Annotated in this window: 15 protein-coding genes and 1 pseudogene; 4 read left to right on the forward strand and 12 right to left on the reverse strand. The window is 68.1% G+C overall.

Annotated elements, in window-relative coordinates:
* Window positions 1-143: 143 nt before the first annotated feature.
* A pseudogene (locus ACWGCN_RS29540) lies at window positions 144-371 on the forward strand (helix-turn-helix domain-containing protein); the annotation flags it as partial.
* Between the two features lie 54 nt (window positions 372-425).
* Here the strand turns inward: ACWGCN_RS29540 and ACWGCN_RS29545 are convergent.
* The 4 genes from ACWGCN_RS29545 to ACWGCN_RS29560 form a co-directional block, all read right to left on the reverse strand.
* Window positions 426-890, reverse strand: coding sequence for a DUF5130 domain-containing protein (locus ACWGCN_RS29545; protein ID WP_378995570.1), 465 nt, complete (start codon window positions 888-890; stop codon window positions 426-428).
* Entirely contained in the window at window positions 877-1,155 is a 279-nt protein-coding gene (gene ctaJ, locus ACWGCN_RS29550; RefSeq protein WP_194829561.1) for an aa3-type cytochrome oxidase subunit CtaJ, read from the reverse strand. The genes ACWGCN_RS29545 and ctaJ overlap by 14 nt, the downstream gene beginning before the upstream one ends.
* Window positions 1,156-1,229: 74 nt before the next feature.
* Window positions 1,230-2,831, reverse strand: a complete 1,602-nt coding sequence (locus ACWGCN_RS29555; RefSeq protein ID WP_452458973.1) for a glycoside hydrolase family 13 protein — start codon at window positions 2,829-2,831, stop codon at window positions 1,230-1,232.
* 208 nt (window positions 2,832-3,039) lie between these two features.
* Complete coding sequence (locus ACWGCN_RS29560; protein ID WP_101464033.1) at window positions 3,040-3,450, reverse strand: globin; 411 nt, start codon at window positions 3,448-3,450, stop codon at window positions 3,040-3,042.
* Between the two features lie 164 nt (window positions 3,451-3,614).
* Between ACWGCN_RS29560 and ACWGCN_RS29565 the strand changes: the two genes are divergently transcribed.
* The gene (locus ACWGCN_RS29565; protein WP_378629923.1) at window positions 3,615-4,328 is read left to right on the forward strand and encodes an HNH endonuclease; all 714 of its coding nucleotides are present in this window, start codon (window positions 3,615-3,617) and stop codon (window positions 4,326-4,328) included.
* Between the two features lie 61 nt (window positions 4,329-4,389).
* On the opposite strand, the gene ACWGCN_RS29570 is transcribed toward ACWGCN_RS29565, so the two are convergent.
* Window positions 4,390-4,959, reverse strand: coding sequence for a helix-turn-helix domain-containing protein (locus tag ACWGCN_RS29570; protein WP_101464034.1), 570 nt, complete (start codon window positions 4,957-4,959; stop codon window positions 4,390-4,392).
* Window positions 4,960-5,026: 67 nt separating this feature from the next.
* Here ACWGCN_RS29570 and ACWGCN_RS29575 point away from each other — a divergent pair, with 67 nt between their 5' ends.
* Together ACWGCN_RS29575 and ACWGCN_RS29580 are read left to right on the forward strand one after the other, a co-directional pair.
* Entirely contained in the window at window positions 5,027-5,719 is a 693-nt protein-coding gene (locus ACWGCN_RS29575) for an AzlC family ABC transporter permease (protein ID WP_378995562.1), read from the forward strand.
* Window positions 5,716-6,036 carry an AzlD domain-containing protein gene (locus ACWGCN_RS29580; RefSeq protein WP_378995560.1) on the forward strand — a complete coding sequence of 107 codons (321 nt, stop codon included), beginning with the start codon at window positions 5,716-5,718 and terminating at the stop codon, window positions 6,034-6,036. Before ACWGCN_RS29575 ends, ACWGCN_RS29580 begins: the two co-directional genes overlap by 4 nt.
* A gap of 107 nt (window positions 6,037-6,143) precedes the next feature.
* On the opposite strand, the gene ACWGCN_RS29585 is transcribed toward ACWGCN_RS29580, so the two are convergent.
* The 7 genes from ACWGCN_RS29585 to ACWGCN_RS29615 form a co-directional block, all read right to left on the reverse strand.
* Window positions 6,144-6,818, reverse strand: coding sequence for a hypothetical protein (locus tag ACWGCN_RS29585; protein WP_378995558.1), 675 nt, complete (start codon window positions 6,816-6,818; stop codon window positions 6,144-6,146).
* Window positions 6,819-6,822: 4 nt separating this feature from the next.
* On the reverse strand, window positions 6,823-7,293 hold the full coding sequence (locus tag ACWGCN_RS29590) for an acyl-CoA thioesterase (protein WP_452458974.1): 471 nt from the start codon (window positions 7,291-7,293) through the stop codon (window positions 6,823-6,825).
* Window positions 7,290-12,176, reverse strand: a complete 4,887-nt coding sequence (locus tag ACWGCN_RS29595) for an NAD-glutamate dehydrogenase (RefSeq protein WP_452458975.1) — start codon at window positions 12,174-12,176, stop codon at window positions 7,290-7,292. The genes ACWGCN_RS29590 and ACWGCN_RS29595 overlap by 4 nt, the downstream gene beginning before the upstream one ends.
* Before the next feature lie 233 nt (window positions 12,177-12,409).
* Window positions 12,410-14,086: an energy-dependent translational throttle protein EttA gene (gene ettA / locus ACWGCN_RS29600; protein WP_378995554.1), complete on the reverse strand. Its 1,677-nt coding sequence runs from the start codon at window positions 14,084-14,086 to the stop codon at window positions 12,410-12,412.
* A 69-nt stretch (window positions 14,087-14,155) separates the two neighbouring features.
* Window positions 14,156-14,722, reverse strand: a complete 567-nt coding sequence (locus ACWGCN_RS29605; protein ID WP_378995551.1) for a single-stranded DNA-binding protein — start codon at window positions 14,720-14,722, stop codon at window positions 14,156-14,158.
* A 126-nt stretch (window positions 14,723-14,848) separates the two neighbouring features.
* Window positions 14,849-15,826, reverse strand: coding sequence for a serine/threonine dehydratase (locus ACWGCN_RS29610; protein ID WP_378995549.1), 978 nt, complete (start codon window positions 15,824-15,826; stop codon window positions 14,849-14,851).
* Entirely contained in the window at window positions 15,823-17,871 is a 2,049-nt protein-coding gene (locus ACWGCN_RS29615) for a cytochrome c oxidase assembly protein (protein ID WP_378995547.1), read from the reverse strand. The genes ACWGCN_RS29610 and ACWGCN_RS29615 overlap by 4 nt, the downstream gene beginning before the upstream one ends.
* Window positions 17,872-17,922 lie beyond the last annotated feature (51 nt).

The raw sequence follows: 17,922 nt of genomic DNA on the forward strand, positions 1-17,922 counted from the left end.
CATTCCCTTCTCGGGAAGTCGGTCCAGACGAATACTCTCGACTGTGCTGCGGCGGATGCGCGAGGCCACTCGAACGGCGCTCACGCCCGTCCATGTCGCGCTAAGCCAGCGCGGCCGCCGCCCGAGGCGCCTGCTTCGCCCTCAGCCCCCGCACCTTCCAGCGGCGCCGCGCCGAAGCGGGCACCACCTGGCGCGACGAGGTCGACGCCGCCCGCCGCGACCGCGCCGAACGGCCCCTGCGCGACTCCGACCTCCCCGTGCAGTCGATCGCCGCCCGGCTCGGCTACACCGATGCCCGCACCCTGCGGCGCGCGTTCCGCCGCCGGAACGGCCAGTCCCCCGATATCTTTCGCCGCACGCCCGGCGCGTGACACACGAACGGCGCGTTCACCATGAGGTGAACGCGCCGTCCGGAGGAGAACGAACTAGCGGCCGATCGCGGCGGCCATCACGCGGGTGGCCGAGATCAGGCCATCGATCAAGTTGCCCTGACGGAACGAGGCCAGCGCGGCGGTGACGCCGAGCTGGCAGATGCGGTCGTTGGCGCGCTCGGCCACATTCGCACCGGAACGGACCTCGATCGCGCCCTGGTTCGGGGACACGGCGATGAGCACCGAATCGGCCGACTCCGGGGTGTTCGGCAGAATCGCGTCGGCACCGGCCGCCGGATCGGAGCCGAGGTCACCGAGGTAGATGTTGAAGCGGACCTTGGTGGCGCGGGTCGCCTCGGTGAGCGCGTTGTCGAGGGAGATGCGTTCACGATCGGTGAACGGCACCTCGTCGAACACGGTGCCGGGCTCGTGCACGCCGGACACCCGGCCGCTGCTGGTGAGGGCGAACCCGTGCGGCAGGTCGGCCTCGACCACCGCGGGCCAATTAGAACTTGCCACTTGCCCGGCCTCCGATCAGCTCCGCATGCGCGGTTTCGAGAGCCGCATGACTGCCATGCGGCTCGGCGGTGTGGTGCCCCGCCGCGGCGGTCACCTCATCGGTAGCACTCCACAGCACCGGCCGGTGGGTCCACTTCTGCCCGAGTGCGAAGTGGGCCGGCTTCTCACCGGGGAATGGCTTACCGAGATAGGACAAACCCGCGATCGCGAAGTAGATCGCGGCCGGGATGCCGACGAAGATCAGCACTGTCTCGAGAATGCTCACGCACCAACGGTAGACGATGCTGTGTAGTAGTTCATCCTCCGGCTGGCAGTTCCCGCACCGCGTGTCCGGCGGTGCTACACCAACCAGGCCGCCGCGTTCGGTGGCAACCGGTCGTCGACGACCGGAGCGCTCGACAACAGCACCTCCCCCGGCGGCAACTGGATCGGGCCGTCCGAGGCGTTGAGCACGCAGATCAACCCGCCCGGCCGACGGAAAGCGAGGCAGCCGTCGGGACTGCCGTACCACTCGATCCGCTGGCCCGCGAACTCCGGCCGGGTGGCGCGCAGGTCGATCGCCAGCCGGTACAGCGACAGCGTCGAGTGCAGAGTTTCCAGCTGCGCCTCGACGGTGCGGTCGGCCCAGCCGGCCGGGATCGGCAACCACGGCGTACCCACGGTGAAACCGAACGGCGTGGTCGGGCCCTCCCACGGCATCGGGACCCGGCAACCGTCACGACCACGTTCCCTGTGGCCCGTGCGCTCCCACACCGGATCCTGCAAGAGCTCCTCGGGCAGGTCGTCGACGTTGGGCAGAGCCAATTCGGCGCCGTTGTAGATGAACACCGCACCGGGCAGGGCGAGTTCGACCATCATCATCGCCCGCGCCCGCGCGACGCCGGCCTTGCCACCGCCGTAGCGGGTCACCTCCCGTTCGATGTCGTGATTGGACAGCGTCCAGGTGGGCGGGGCGCCCGCGTCGGCGACCGCGTCGAGGGAGTGTGTGATCGCGTCATGGACGCCCTGCGCGGTGAAGGGAGTCTCGGCGAGGCGGAAGTTGAACGCCAGGTGCAGCTCGTCGGGACGGACGTATTCACCGAAGCGGACGTTGTCGTCGACCCACACCTCGCCGATCGACACCGCGTGCGGGTAGTCGTCGAGCACCGTGCGGATGCGGCGGTGAATGGCGTGCACGCCCGGGTTGTTGAAGCGGGGATCGTCGTCGTCGTGGACGAGCATCTTGGTCTCGACCCGGTCCATGTCGGGCAGGCCCTCGGGTTTGGCCATCCCGTGGGCGACATCGAGGCGGAAACCGTCGACGCCACGGTCGAGCCAGAAGCGCAGGGTCTTCTCGAAATCGTCGGCGACCTCGGGGTTGTCCCAGTTCAGGTCGGGTTGTTCGGGCGCGAAGATGTGCAGGTACCACTGTCCTGGAGAGCCGTCGGGTTCGGTGATCCTGGTCCAGGCGGGGCCGCCGAAAATGCTCGGCCAGTTGTTGGGTGGCTCATCCCCGTCCTTGCCGCGACCGTCCCGGAAGAGGTAGCGAGCCCGTTCCGGGCTGCCCGGCGCAGCCTCCAGCGCCTCGGCGAACCACGCGTGTTCGATGCTGGTGTGGTTGGGCACCAGATCCATCGTCACTTTGATCTCGCGGTCGTGCGCCTCGGCGATCAACTCGTCCAGCGCCCCCAACCCGCCGAAGAGCGGGTCGATGTCGCGCGGATCGGACACGTCGTAACCACCGTCGGCCTGTGGTGACCGCATCACCGGACAGATCCACAGCGCGTCGACGCCCAATAGCTCCAGGTATCCCATCTTCTCGCGCACCCCGCCCAGGTCGCCGACACCGTCACCATCGGAGTCGGCGAACGAACGCGGATAGACCTGATAGAACACGGCGGTTTTCCACCACGGAGCGGTGCTTGCTTCCCCCGGCACCGGCGAGGCAGGTGTCTGTGTCACACCCGCAATATTGCCAAAGATCGCCCGCAATATTCAGGCGGGGCGAGACTTTCTGCGAATCCGGCAAATCACCAGCGTTCGCCACGCCGCGGCGAAACATCGTGGTAAAGGGCGGCATCGACGCGAAACCGGGCGGCCATCCGCTGGTTATCAGCGAACGGCGGGCACCCGTAAGGCTCGAGTGCGCCCCAATAGGGCTCTCGTCCCGCTACGGAGCGTTTTGCAGGGAGGCCGCTGCCATCTGGAAGTAGTCCAGCAGGGCTTTGCGGTGTTCGTCGTCCAGGATCGACGGTTCGATCTCACCGACCGCGATCCGCATGCATCGCATCCAGGCGTCGCGCTCGAGCGGCCCGATGACGAACGGATTGTGGCGCATGCGCAAGCGCGGGTGCCCGCGCTCGTCGGAGTAGGTGCGCGGCCCGCCCCAGTACTGTTCGAGGAACATCCGGAACCGGCGCTCGGCCGGACCCAGGTCCTCCTCCGGGTACAGCGGGCGCAGGATCTCGTCGGCCGCGACCTCGCGATAGAACACCGACACCAGACGGCGAAACGTCTCCGCGCCGCCCACGGCTTCGTAGAAGGAGGTCGTTGTCTGCTCACCGGAAGTCACGCGCTCCATTGTGCCCCGATCACCACGGTCACGAACGCGCTGCCCTTCAACCACAGTTCATCCGGAAGTTTGAAAAATAGCCGTGCAATACCGCCGGAACCATGGTCAACTGGGGTCAGTATCGGCCCCAGATACCACATGATCCTGCCAATCATGAAATTGAGGTCACGAGGATGAAGCAGCGACCGAGCGCCCGTTCACACGAGGCGCGCACGCACCGACAACTCCAGCCCGCCGACGTCCACAATCGTGGCTCGGGGGCTGTTCCGCTGCATATCCTGTCCGATCACCATCCGGGCGCACACGGTCTTCACGACCTGCCGCATCTCCCCGCGCCTCTGCACCTCGCCGGAGACCACGACGCCGCCGCGTGGCGCAAACGCCGGGTCCTCCTCCTCAACGCCACCTACGAGCCGCTCACCGCGCTGTCCGCGCGTCGCGCTGTCGTGCTGCTGATCTGCGCCAAAGCAGACGCCGTTCACGACAATCCCGAAGGACCGGTCCTGCATTCCGCGGGCTCCGAAGTGGCGATTCCGTCCGTCATCCGCCTGCGCACCTACGTGCGGGTGCCCTACCGCGCCCGCGTGCCGATGACCCGCGCCGCGCTCATGCATCGCGACCACTACCGATGCGGGTACTGCGGCGGCAAGGCCGAGACCATCGACCACGTGATCCCCCGCAGTCGCGGCGGCGAGCACTCGTGGGAGAACTGCGTCGCCAGCTGCGCCCCCTGCAATCACCGCAAGGCCGACAAGATGCTGGCTGACCTGGGCTGGCACCTGCGCCACCCGCTGGTCTCGCCCAAGGGCCCGCATTGGCGGTTGCTGTCCACCACCGCCGATCTGGATCCGATCTGGTTGCAGTACCTCGGCGAAGGGGCCGCCTGATAGGCACAGCCGCGCATGGCCGGAACGCAGGCGAGCTACGCCTGACCAGCGCTCGATCGGCTCAGGCGCTCTCGATGACCATCGTCGCCCACGTTCCCGGCTCGAGCGCTTCGAAGATGTGCGGGAGATCGCCCAGGTAGCGGATGTAGTCGCCGGGGCGCATCTCCACGGGCTCGTCCGCCGGGCCCGCCATGGCGCGGCCCGCCGCCAGGACGACATGCTCGACGACGCCCGGGCTGTGCGGATCCGAGCGACGAGTGTGGCCGGGTTCGGCCGCGATGCGGTACACATCACAGCGCGTGTGTGACTGGCCCGCTGCGAGCAATGTCACCCGATAGTCGGCGTCGGCCGAGGGGACGGGTGCGCCCTCGTCGGCGCGAATCACCTGAACATTGGCCCGCGGCGGATCGAGCAGCCGGGAGAACGGCATTTCGAGGGCGACGCACAGCGCCCACAGGGTTTCCAGGCTGGGGTTGCCGGTGCCCGATTCCAGTTGCGACAGTGTGGATTTCGCGACACCCGCCCGATGAGCGACCTCGGTGAGCGAGAGGCCGGCGCGGGCGCGCTCACGACGCAGCGCCGCGGCGATCACCGCCTGGGGCGGTCCGACGACGGGGTCCTGCCGGTCCATCTACGCCTCCTGAGGGCTGGCGATACCGCGTTGACTTTACCCACCCCGTGCGTTCAATATAAACAACATGCGTTCGATTTGGCGAACACTCGACCGGAGAACCGTGGCTGCCGTAGCCGCGGCGTGCCTTGCCGTCGGCCTGTTCGGGGTGTCCTATGGCGCGTCGACGATCGCGGCCGGGTTCCCGATGTGGATGCCGATCGTGATGGCGGTCACGGTGCTGGCAGGCGGCTCGGAATTGCTGTTCTTCGGGATCGTCGCGGCCGGCGGTAGTCCGCTGGCGGCGGTGGTGGCCGGACTGCTGCTCAACGCGCGCCACCTGCCGTACGGATTGTCGGCGCCCGAGGTGTTCGGGCGCGGCTGGAAGCGAGCGCTCGGCATCCACGTCCTCAACGACGAGTCGGTCGCCTTCGCCACGGCCCCCGGTGATCAGGAACGCAAACGCGCCGCGTACTGGGCCTGCGGTATCGGCGTCGCACTGTGCTGGCCGCTGGGCGCCACCCTCGGCGCGGCACTGGGTTCGCTCGTACCCGATACCTCGGCGCTCGGCCTGGACGCGGTGTTCCCGGTGATCCTGCTCGCGCTGATCCTGCCCGCCCTGCGCGACCGGGCAACATTGCGGCCGGTACTGGTCGGTGCCGGGTTGGCGGTAGCGGTCGCACCGTTCGTGCCTGCCGGGCTCCCGGTGCTGATCGCCCTGGGCGGACTGGTCTTCGCTCTACGCCCACCGACCCCCACCGGCGAACCGGTGGCGGCATGAACGCGCCGTATCTGCTGCCCGCCATGTTGGCGCTCGCTGTGGGAACCTACGCACTGCGATGGACCGGCCCCGCGATGCGCCATCGGCTGCGGCTGTCCCCCCGGGCAATCCACCTGCTGGACACCGGCGCCCTCATTCTGCTCGCCGCGCTGGTAGCAACAGCCACGCTGCCGACCGGCTCCGGCCACCTCGGCGTCGCCCTACCCGCCGGTGTCGGCGTGGGCGGAGTCCTCGCGTGGCGGCGCGCCCCTCTACTCGTCACCGTGTTGGCAGCAGCCACGACAACGGCTCTGCTACGCCTCGTCGGCGTGCACTGACCGCCGAGCGGCCTCACTGCCAACCACGCTGCGCCACGACGGCACCCTCAGCCCCGCGACCCCTCGAGTGCGGAGTTACCGCGACCCGAGACTCTGATCCGCCCAACTCAACTGGGCGACAACGGAATCCCGCCACCCAATCGCCGCGCGACAGACCCGTACCGAGCATCCAACCGCAACCACGTCCGAGTAGCCCGCACCCGCACCAGCTCCGACGGCTGAATCCGACGCGACTCCGCCTTCTCCCCCGCATGCGGAATGAAATCCATCGCAGTGAGCGCGAAGACGACGCGCATCGGCACCTGCACCTCGAGATCACCGGTCCCGGTAACCGTAAGAACCGACTGGTCGAGAAGCGACGCGGGCGGCCCTTTGGGACCGCCGTGTTCGCGCGCCACATCCGCGCCACGTTCGGCCAGCTCCACCAGGGTGCGCGCCGGAACGTCATCCACATGTGAGAAGCCGTCGGTCGGCGGAAGGGCACCGCGCCAGGCGGAGTCCATCGAGTAACCGAGGTCGATCGGATGGCCGGTACCCAGTCCCGCGAGCACCGTGTCCGCACCGACGGTGACATCGTCGACACCGAGTTCCGCGGTGATCGTGCGCACCGCCAGCGTCTCGAACCCCGTTGCCACCCAAGCGGATACGAGACTGGAACCACGCCGCCGCAATCGGACGACAGCGGCCGGGTCCAGCCGGAGGGCTCGGCCGAGGAAGGTGGCCAGGTTTTCGCGTTCGGCCGGGTCGGGCGTGTGGAGCACCCGTTGTTCGGAGGAGCTCACGTAATCAGGCCCGCCACAGTGCCAGGTAGTCGCGCTCGGACTCGCTGAGCCTGCGCAGCCGCTGGGTGTCGATGTCGAACGCGGCGAGCTGGGTGGTCGCGATCACCGCGGGCGGCGAATCGGGAGCCGCGCCGTTGGCCCGCACCTCGTAACCGATGGTGAAATCGACCGCGCGCAATTGCTTGACCCACATGGCGATGTCGAGCGGGGTGTCCTCGTGCCGCAACTGCCCGCGGTACTTCACATGCAGGTCGACCAGCACACACCCCTGCCGCCCCATCGACGCCGTCGGCTTGTCGTCGTCGAACAGCCACGGAATCCGCGCCTCTTCCAGCAAGGTCACCATCCGAGCGTGGTTGACGTGCTGGAACACGTCCATATCCGACCAGCGGATCTCGACCTTCGCGTGAAAACGCTGCGGCAACACCAGCTCCGATGCGGGCGTGCCGGTGTTGCCGTTCGGCGAACTCGTCACCGTGGTACCTCCGATTGGGCGCCCACCCCGCTCACCATGCTCCGCACCTGTCGCGCGGCAACCGACAGTGTGGCGAGGTCGTGGGTCCCGGACTCGAACAGCTCCGACAGGGCCGCGCGCGCACGGCCCAGCCTGGACTGGTTCTTCGACTCCCAGTATGCAATTTTTTCGTCGGGAGTTTCCTCCGGGTCACCCGCGGACAGCACATCGAGGGTGAGCGAGCGCAACGAACCGTACATGTCGTCGCGCAGAGCGAGCCGGGCCAGCGCGTGCCAGCGATCGCCACGTTCGAGGTGACTCACCGCCTCGAGCAGCCAGTCGATCTTGAGATGGTCGTTGAGCGCGTAGTACAGGGCGCCCACCTCGGCGCCGTCGCGATCGGTGATGTCGGCGATGTCGACGATGTCGAGCAGCGGGAACAACCCGAGCAGCCCGAACACCTCGGTGGCCAGGTCGGTCGGCGCACCGCGGGCGATCAGCTCGGCGGCGCCCTGGGTGAGGGAGGTGACATGGTGCCCGCGCAACCAGCCCGGCACCTGCGGCGCCAATTCCTGGACCCGGCGGTGATAGCGGTTGATCTCGGCGCCGACCGCGATCGGCTGTGGCCGGTTGCTCAGCAGCCAGCGCGATGCGCGGTCCAGCGTCCGCTTGGATTCCAATTCGAGCAGGTCACAGACTCCGGCGGCCGCGTCGGCGCCGCGGATGCGCGACCACACGTCATGGAGCTGGAAGATCTCGGTGGCCGCGGCGAACGCACGCACCGTATCGGTGGTGGTGGCGCCGACCTCTTCGTTGAGGCGGTGGGCGTAGGTGATGCCGCCGTAGTCGACGACCTCGTTGACGATCATCGTGGTGACGATCTCGCGGCGCAGCCGGTGCTTCTTGATGGCGGCGCCGAACTGCTCCCGCAGCGGCGTCGGGAAGTACAGGGGCAGTTTCCTCGCGAAGTAGGCGCTGTCGGGCAGGTCGGTGTCGAGCAGGTCGGCCTTGAGGCCGAGCTTCACGTGCGCGAGCAGGTTGGCCAGCTCGGGTGAGGCGAGCCCGGCGCCCTCCTCGCCACGGCGAGCCAGCTCGGCGGTCGACGGCAGCGCTTCGAGCTCCCGGTCGAGGCCACGTCGCTGTTCGAGGTCGGCGATCACACGACCGTGCACATTGAGCATCTGGGGCGCGTCGGTGCGGGCGATACCGATCAAAGTGTTCTGATCGACGTTGTCGTGCAACACCATTCGAGCGACCTCGTCGGTCATCGAGGCCAGCAGCGGATTGCGGTCGGCGGGCGCGAGACCGCCCGCGCTGACCACGCCGTCGAGCAGGACCTTGATATTGACCTCATGGTCGGAGCAGTCGACGCCCGCGGAGTTGTCGAGTGCGTCGGTGTTCATCTTGCCGCCCGCACGGCAGAACTCGATCCGGCCGAGCGCGGTGGCCCCCAGGTTGCCACCTTCGCCGATCACCTTGACCCGCAATTGGTTTCCGTCGACGCGCACCGCGTCGTTGGACTTGTCACCCACCTCGGCGTTGGATTCGGTGCTCGCCTTCACGTAGGTGCCGATGCCGCCGTTCCACAGCAACTGCACCGGTGCGAGCAGGATCGCGCGCACCAACTCCGGCGGCGAGAGCGTCTGCACCGAGTCGGGCAGGCCGAGCGCCGTCCGTGCCTGCGGCGAGATCGGCACCGACTTCACGGTCCGTTCGAACACGCCGCCGCCCTCGCTGATCAGGCTCCGGTCGTAGTCGGCCCACGAGGATCGCGGCAGCGCGAACAAGCGCTCACGTTCGGCGAAGGAGCTCGACGCGTCGGGGTTCGGGTCGAGGAAGATGTGCCGGTGGTCGAACGCGGCGACCAGCCGGATGTGCGGCGAGAGCAGCATGCCGTTGCCGAATACGTCACCGCTCATGTCGCCGACGCCGACCACGGTGAATTCCTGGCTCTGGGTGTCGATGTCCATCTCACGGAAGTGGCGTTTGACCGCTTCCCACGCCCCCTTGGCGGTGATGCCCATCGCCTTGTGGTCGTAGCCCGCCGAGCCACCGGAGGCGAAGGCGTCGCCGAGCCAGAAGCCGTAGCGGGTGGCCACATCGTTGGCGATATCGGAGAAGCTGGCGGTGCCTTTGTCGGCGGCGACCACCAGGTAGGTGTCGTCGCCGTCGCGGCGGACCACCCGATCGGGCGGCAGCACCGCGCCGGTGGCCAGGTCGACGTTGTCGGTGACGTCGAGCAACCCGGAGATGAAGGTGCGGTAGCAGGCGACGCCCTCGGCGATACTCGCCTGGCGGTCGACGGCCGGGTCACCGATCGGGGCGGGCGGACGCTTCACCACGAAACCGCCCTTGGCGCCGACCGGCACGATCACCGCGTTCTTCACCGCCTGCGCCTTCACCAGCCCGAGGATCTCGGTGCGGAAGTCCTCGAGCCGGTCGGACCAGCGCAGGCCGCCACGCGCTACCGAGCCGAACCGCAGGTGCACGCCCTCGACCCGCGGCGAGTACACGAAGATCTCGAATTGCGGTCGCGGCTTGGGCAATTCGGCGATCTCGCGCGGCTCGACCTTCAGTGCCAGGTAGTCGCGTGGGCGACCTTCGTCGTCGAGAACATAGTTGTTGGTTCGCAGCGTGGCTTTGATCAGGCCGAGGATGGCACGCAGGATGCGGTCGGCGTCCATGCTGACCACCTCGTCGATCCCGGCCCGCACCCGGGTCTCGAGCTCGACAGCGGCCTCGGCGGAGACGATGGCCGGATCGAAGCGGGCGGCGAACAGGTCGACGAAATCGCGCGCGACCTCCGGGTGGGCCAGCAGCACGCGGGCGATATTGACCTGGGAGTACGGGAATCCGGCCTGCTGCAGGTATTTCGCGTACGCGCGCAGGATCGCGACCGACCGCCACGGCAGGCCGGCACGCAGCACGAGTTCGTTGAGACCGTCGGCTTCGGCCCGGTCGTACCAGACCGCCTCGAAGGCGTCGGTGAACCGGGTACGCAGGGCGTCGAGCTGGCCGGGGGCCTCGAGCAGTGCGGCGTCGAGATCGCCGCCCAGCGCGTTGCGCAGCAGCTCCGGGCGAGCCTGCAAACCGAAATCGTAGATCCAGCGCTCGGTGCCGCCTTCGTGTTCGAGCTGGTAGGGCCGTTCGTCGACCACCTCGACACCCAGGCTCTGCAAGACCGGGAGGACCTGGCTCAGCGAGACACCGGAACCGGCGATGTAGAGGCTGAAGCGCCACGAACCGGGCTCCGCTTCGGGCCTGCGGTAGAGGTGCTGTCTGATGCCGCCTTCGGTGAGTCGCTCGAGACGCACGATGTCGGCCAGCGCGCGGGCGGGCGCGAAGTCCTCTTTGTAGCTTTCGGGCAGCGCCTCCGAATACCGTTTGACCACAGCGGGATCGAGCACAGTGGAGGAGGCGACCGCGTCACCGATCCGGTCGTCCCAGGTGTGGCTGGCAGCGTTGAGCAGGCCCTGCAAACGCAGCCGGTTGTCCTCGGAGGTGTCGGGGCCTGCCTCGCCGGTGGCCTCGGCGGGCATCATCACCGTGAAATACACACTGGCGAGCTCACTTTCGCTCACCCGCGCCGAGTAGTCGATGTCCACGCCACCGAGTTCGGCGACCAGGATCTCCTGCATCTCCAGGCGTACGGCGGTGGTGTAACGATCGCGCGGCAAATACACCATGCAGGCCACGAAGCGGCCGTAGCCGTCGCTGCGCAGGAAGAGCCGGACCTGCCTGCGCAGGCCGACGCCGAGGACCGCGACGGCGGTGCGGCGCATGGTCTCGGTGTCGGCCGAGAACAGTTCGGTGCGCGGGAACGACTCGATCACCTCGAGCATCGCCTGCCCGGAGAAGGAGTCCTTGTCGAACCCGGCGCCCTCGATCGCGGTCCGCACCCGGCGATTGATCACCGGGATGTCGAGCACGTTCTCGTGCACCGCGCTGACGGTGAACACGCCGATGAACAGGTGCACCCCCACCTCGACGCCCGTCTCGTCGACATCGGCGACACCGACGAAGTACGGATACACCGAGCGGTGCACTGTCGCGCGCACCAGGCCCTGGGTGAGCAGCAGCAACGGGCGGTCTTCGCCGTTGATGGGCACTTTGAAATCGGTGCCGACATCGGGCCGGAGCACACCCAGGCTCGCACCGGGCACCACGGTCGAGACCGTGTGGCCGTCCTCGACGCCGCGCCGGTAGCGGGCATACCCCAGCAGGGTGAAGTTGCCCGCGGCCAGCCACCGCAGCAGCTGGGCGCAATCGGCCACATCGACAGCGGGGAACGGCGTGAAGCCCTGGGCGGCGGACCGGTCGAGCGCGTCGGCCAGCGAGCTCTGCACCGCGGCCATGGCCTCGGTGTCGTCGATCACCTGGCGGACATCGTCGATCACCTCGGGCATGGTGCGTTCGATGTGATCGAGCTGGGCCCGGCCGGTCGACGGGTGCAGCTGCAGGTGCATCCACGATTCGGTCAGCCCGGTCGCGCCGTGGCCATCCACCTCGTGCGCCGCGGCGCCGGTGAGGTGGCCCTCCTCGTCGCGGATGACCTCGAAGATCGGGTGGATCACCTCGGAGACGCTCACCTGCATCCGGCCCAGCGCCGCGGTGATCGACTCCACCAGCAGCGGCATGTCGTCGGTGACGACCTGCACCGCGGCACCCATCCCGGTCCCGTCGTCGGGATGGTGCACCCGCACGCTGGCCTTACCCGGCATCCGCACGGCGGCCAATTCCATGTGGTGCCGGAAGATCTGGGTGATTCCGGGGATCGGGAAGTCCACGTCACCGGCATCGACGTGTCGGAAATACGCCTCCTCGAGGGTCGCGAGATCGCCGCGCAAGCTCTGCGGCATTCCCGCGGCCCACGCCGCGCTGGAGATTTCCGACGAGACCGTCATCGTTTAGCCCACTCCCATGGATTGTGGTTCGCTTCGATTTCGCAACGCAGGTGACGCATTTTCGAGACTAGCTCCGGGTACTCGAACACGCTGAGGGAATTCGGGCTTGCCGCGCCGGTAACTTGAAGAATGCTGGGTGAACGCCAGGGAGCACCGATCGGCACAACGCCGACGGCCCGGCGGAGCGACCGTTCACAGATCGTTCCACCGGGCCGTCGTGCGGGCCGCGCGTATCAGTCGCGCGTCAGCTTGCGGTGCGTAACACGGTGCGGGCGAGCGGCTTCGGCGCCCAGGCGCTCGATCTTGTTCGCCTCGTACGCCTCGAAGTTGCCCTCGAACCAGTACCACTTGGCGTCATTGTCGCTGTCACCCTCCCACGCCAGGATGTGGGTGCAGGTGCGATCGAGGAACCACCGGTCGTGGGAGATCACGACGGCACAGCCGGGGAACTGATCGAGCGCGTTCTCGAGCGAACTGAGGGTTTCGACGTCGAGGTCGTTGGTCGGTTCGTCGAGCAGGATCAGGTTGCCACCCTCCTTGAGGGTCAGCGCCAGGTTCAGGCGGTTGCGCTCACCACCGGAGAGCACACCCGCGGGCTTCTGCTGGTCCGGCCCCTTGAAGCCGAACGCGCTGACGTAGGCGCGCGAGGGCATCTCCTGGTTGCCGACCTGGATGAAGTCCAGACCTTCGGAGACGACCTGCCAGACGTTCTTCTTCGGGTCGATGCCGCCGCGGTTCTGGTCGACATAGCTCAGCTTGACCGTCTCGCCGACCTTCACCTCACCGCTGTCGGGTGATTCGAGACCGACGATGGTCTTGAACAACGTCGTCTTACCGACACCGTTGGGTCCGATGACGCCGACGATACCGTTGCGCGGCAGCGTGAAGGACAGGTCCTTGATGAGCTGACGATCGCCGAAGCCCTTGTCCAGGTTCGACACGTTGACCACGATGTCGCCCAGTCGCGGACCGGCGGGGATCTGGATCTCCTCGAAGTCCAACTTACGGTGCTTCTCGGCCTCGGCCGCCATCTCCTCGTAACGGCCGAGGCGAGCCTTGTTCTTGGCCTGGCGGGCCTTGGCGCCGGACCGCACCCAGGCCAGTTCGTCCTTGAGGCGCTTCTGCAGCTTCTGGTCCTTCTTGCCCTGGACCTCGAGACGCTGCGCCTTCTTCTCCAGGTAGGTGGAGTAGTTGCCCTCATAGGGGTAGGCACGCCCGCGGTCGAGCTCGAGGATCCACTCGGCGACATTGTCGAGGAAGTACCGGTCGTGGGTGACGGCCAGCACGGCGCCCGGGTAGTCGGCGAGGTGCTTCTCGAGCCAGAGCACACTCTCGGCGTCGAGGTGGTTGGTCGGTTCGTCGAGCAGCAGCAGATCGGGCTTGCTCAGCAGCAACTTGCACAGCGCGACGCGGCGGCGCTCACCACCGGAGAGGTTGGTGACCGGCTCGTCCGGCGGCGGGCAGCGCAGCGCGTCCATGGCCTGCTCGAGCTGGGAGTCGACATCCCAGGCGTCGGCGTGGTCGAGGAACTCCTGGAGCTTGCCCATTTCGTCCATGAGCTCGTCGGAGTAGTCGGTGGCCATCAGTTCAGCGATCTCGTTGAACCGATCCAGCTTGACCTTGACCTCGCCGAGGCCCTCCTCCACGTTGCCGCGGACGGTCTTCTCCTCGTTGAGCGGCGGTTCCTGCTGCAGGATGCCGACCGTGGCGCCCGAGCCGAGGAACGCCTCACCGTTGTTCGGCCGGTCCAGTCCCGCCATGATCTTCAGCACGCTGGATTTACCCGCGCCGTTGGGACCCACCACACCGATCTTGGCGCCGGGAAGGAAGTTCAAGTACACGTCGTCGAGGATGACTTTGTCGCCGTGTGCTTTGCGAACCTTGATCATCTGATAAATGAACTCAGCCATACGCGGAAGCCTATCGGTGGGAGAAACGGGGACGGGATACGGAAGGGTCGAGTGCCGCGGAAACGACCCTCATGCGTCAACCTGCTCGGCACCGTTGGTGCTCGACACCACGTCCGGCGATCGCGCGGGGACAGGATCCGCCACGGTCGTACAGGCTACGGCAACGGCCTCGGTCGACGCATACCCGGTGGCAGCGTCGTCGGCCTTCGGTAGGGCAGCGCCGCGGGCATCGGAAATATTCCGCACCGCGGCATGCGGCAGTGATCGCAGGCCCTCGGACCGGCGAACAACGCTCGCGTGGCAGCGCGCCAGATCGGGCCCGACCGCCACCGCGCGCATCTCGAGGTCCCGCCGCTCGGTTCCGTCCTTGCCGCGGTACTCGTGCGAGCGGAGTTGCCCGTAGGCGATCACCGGGTCGCCGCGATGCAACGATCGATCCACCCCTGCCACCAGCCTGCGCCAGCACGAGACCGTGAGATACAACGTGCCGTTGTCGGTCCACTCCCCCGTTTTGACGTCGAATCGCCGCGAATTACTCGCCATCCGGAACGTGAGCATCTGCTCACCGTTGCTGAGATCGCGCCGCACCGGATGGGTGATGACGGTCCCGATCACCGTCGCGTGTGCCTCGTACATCGTGCTCGCCCCCGCTCGAATCCACCGTTTTCGCTCTGACCACCCAAGAATGACCTGGCGAACGGGAGTGTGGGGCGCGCGCAGTCGATCTGTGGATGAATCGGGCAGTTGTGGACAACGTCGGTGTCAGAGCACGGGAAGCTCGGTGTTCGCTCCGCACAGCACCACGATCGGCCGTACGCCGGGCTCAGGTGTGTACACACCGCTCTGCACGGCGGCCAGCGCGGCGGCACCTTCGAGCTCGACCACCACGCGGAACTCCCGCCAGAGGTATTCGCGGGCGGCGGCGACCGCGTCGTCGGCCACCGCGATCGCGGGCATCTGGTGCCGCTGGGCGATGTCGAAGGCGATGTCGCCGACCCTGGTCGCGCACAGCAGCTCGGTGGCGCACGAGGCCACGTCGATATCGACCGGCGCGCCCGCCGCGAGTGCCGCCGAGAGCACGGGTATGTGCTCGGATTCGATGCCGACGATCTCCCTGCGCTTGCCCAGTGCCGCCCCGAGGCCCGCGATCAGCCCGCCGCCGCCGACCGCGGCCAGCACCGGCGGCCTGCCGCGCACCTGTTCTTCCAGCTCGAGCCCGATGACGCCGGCGCCCGCCACCACGGCGGGCATGTCGTAGGCATGCAGATGGTCGGCCCCGCGCTCGGCGGCCAGGGTGAGCGCCCGGCGTTGCGCCTCGGCGTACGTCGTTCCGTGCCACAGCACTTCGGCGCCGTGCGCCCACATCGCGGCCACCTTGGTGTGCGGCGCGGATTCCGGCACGACAACCGTGCATTCCTTGCCGAGCTGTGCCGCGGCCAGCGCCACCGCGATGCCCGCGTTGCCCGCCGAGGCGACAACCACGTGATCGGCGCCGCTGCCTGCCGACAACAGGGCGTTGAGCGCGCCACGCACCGTGAATGTGCCGCCGTGCTGCAGGAATTCCATTTTCAGTGACACCGGCACCGGCCCGTTCGGCCCGTCCACACTCGTGTGGAACACCGGTGTCTTGCGTACCCGACCGGCCAGCCGCCGCCGCGCCGCCCGCACATCGGTGCGCAGCACCCGCTCCGGTTCGGCCCGCTCGGTCGATTCGCTCGACGGCACACCGAATCCGCTCACCGGCGGACCTCGCCGTCACGCCGCGCCAGCTCGGCGTACATCGCGTTGTAGGCGGTCAGGTCGGCGTCGTTGTCGCGATCGGCGGCCCGGTCGGTGCGCTTGGCCAGCTTGGTGTCGCTGCGTGACCACTGGATCAGCAGGGCGAGCATCACCACCACCAGCGGCACCTCACCGCTGGCCCAGGCGAAACTGCCGCCGTTGCGCTGGTCGGCGAGCAGGTCGATGTTCCAGCCTAGGTCGAGGGTGCGATAGAACCAGTCGCCCAGCACGGTGGTCATGCTCATCAGCGCGATGCCGAAGAACGCGTGGAACGGCAACGTGCCGAACACCATCGCGAGTTTGGTCAGCGGCGCGACCTCGCGCGGCTTGGGATCGATGCCGATCACCACCCAGTAGAACAGGTAGCCGCTGAGCAGGAAGTGCGTGTTCATCATCAGGTGGGCGGCGTGCGAGTCGACGTAGGTGTCGAAGATTCCGCCCAGATACAGCGCGTAGAACCCGGCGACGAAGATCAGCGACGCCACCACCGGCTGGGTGAGGAACCGCGAGACCGGGTTGTGCACGGCCGCCAGAATCCACTCGCGCGGCCCCGGCACACCACCGCGGCCCGCGGGCGGGAGCGCGCGCAATGCCAGGGTCACCGCGCCGCCGAGGGCGAGCAGGATCGGCGCCAGCATCGACAACGCCATGTGCGCGCCCATGTGCACGCTGAACATCGCCGGCGCGTAACGACCGACCCCCGACGACGTGGCCAGCAACAACACCAGGCAGCCACTGCACCAGGCGATGGTCCGCCCGATCGGCCAGGCATCGCCGCGCTTGCGCAGCCGGTGGACGCCGAGCAGATAGAGCGCGGCGAGCACGATCGCCAGGGTTCCGAAGATCAGGTCGAAGCGCCAGTCGAACAGCAGGCGACTCACCGTCGGCGGGCCCGCGAGGGTGTAGCCCAGCTCCACTTCGACGGGCGTCGGCACCGTGGTCGGCGGCGGTGGCGGGGTGCGGCCGAGGCCGACTGCCAGGCCGATGGTCGCCGCGAAGATCAGCATCTCCACGCCGGCGAAACGGATGAGCGCGCCGCGGTCGCGCGAGTCGGCGGCCAGTGCGGGCAGCGCGGCCCGGCGCTGCAGGTAGCCGATGGCGCCCAGCACCAGCAGCGCGGCCGCTTTCGCGAGCACCAGCCTGCCGTACGTCGTGGTGAACAGGTCCGAAACGGGCACCCGCACCCAGGCATTCACAACGCCGCTGAGGCCGATCACCACGATCGAGATGGTCGCGGCCACCGAGAACCGGCGGGCGGCGATATCGGTGTTCGCGCCGCCACGCATCGCGTGCGCCAGCACCGCGATCAGCCCGCCCACCCAGACCGAGGCCGACACCATGTGCAGGATCAGGGAGTTGGTCGCCACGTCGTGGGAGCCACCGGAGGACGAGTGCCCGGTCAGCGCCAGCGGCATCATGGTCACCAACGCGCCTGCCAGCAGCACCGGCGTCCAGCCCCAGCGCAACGCACACCGGCAGCCGATCGCCACGATCAGCGCGAACAACACTGTTGTCCGCCAGGCGCCCGCGACCTCGACCTGCGTGATCACCGGCCACAGCACTTCGGGTCGCCAGATGGCACTCACCGGCTGACCGGTCGTATCCGACACGGTCAACGGCACCAGCAGCGCCGCGCTCGCGGCCCACACCAGCGCGGCGTCGGAGGCGCGGCGCACCGCCCGATAACCGCCGACCTCGAGCAGCCCGCCGTCGCGCGGGGGCAGCAGGAACGCCGCGAACAACAGAGAGCCGACGGTCATCGCGGCGGCCAGATCGGCCACCGCGCGCAACGCGGGCAATCCATATGTTGTCAACGCCCCCGGATCGGGTATACCGAGCAAACTGAGCGCATGCGCCGCCGACAACCCGACCACCATGGCCGCGACAACCGCGGCGATACACCCGGCCACAACGCTGAGTACACCGAACGGCGCCGCCGGACCCGTATCCGCCGACGGTCCGCCGTCGACGGCGGGTCCAGCGGTGGGGTCCTGCGATAACGACATGACAACGAGGGTAGTTCGACGTACCCGGCGACGCCCCGAGGGGGCGCTCAC

The organism is Nocardia sp. NPDC055050, from assembly GCF_053608345.1.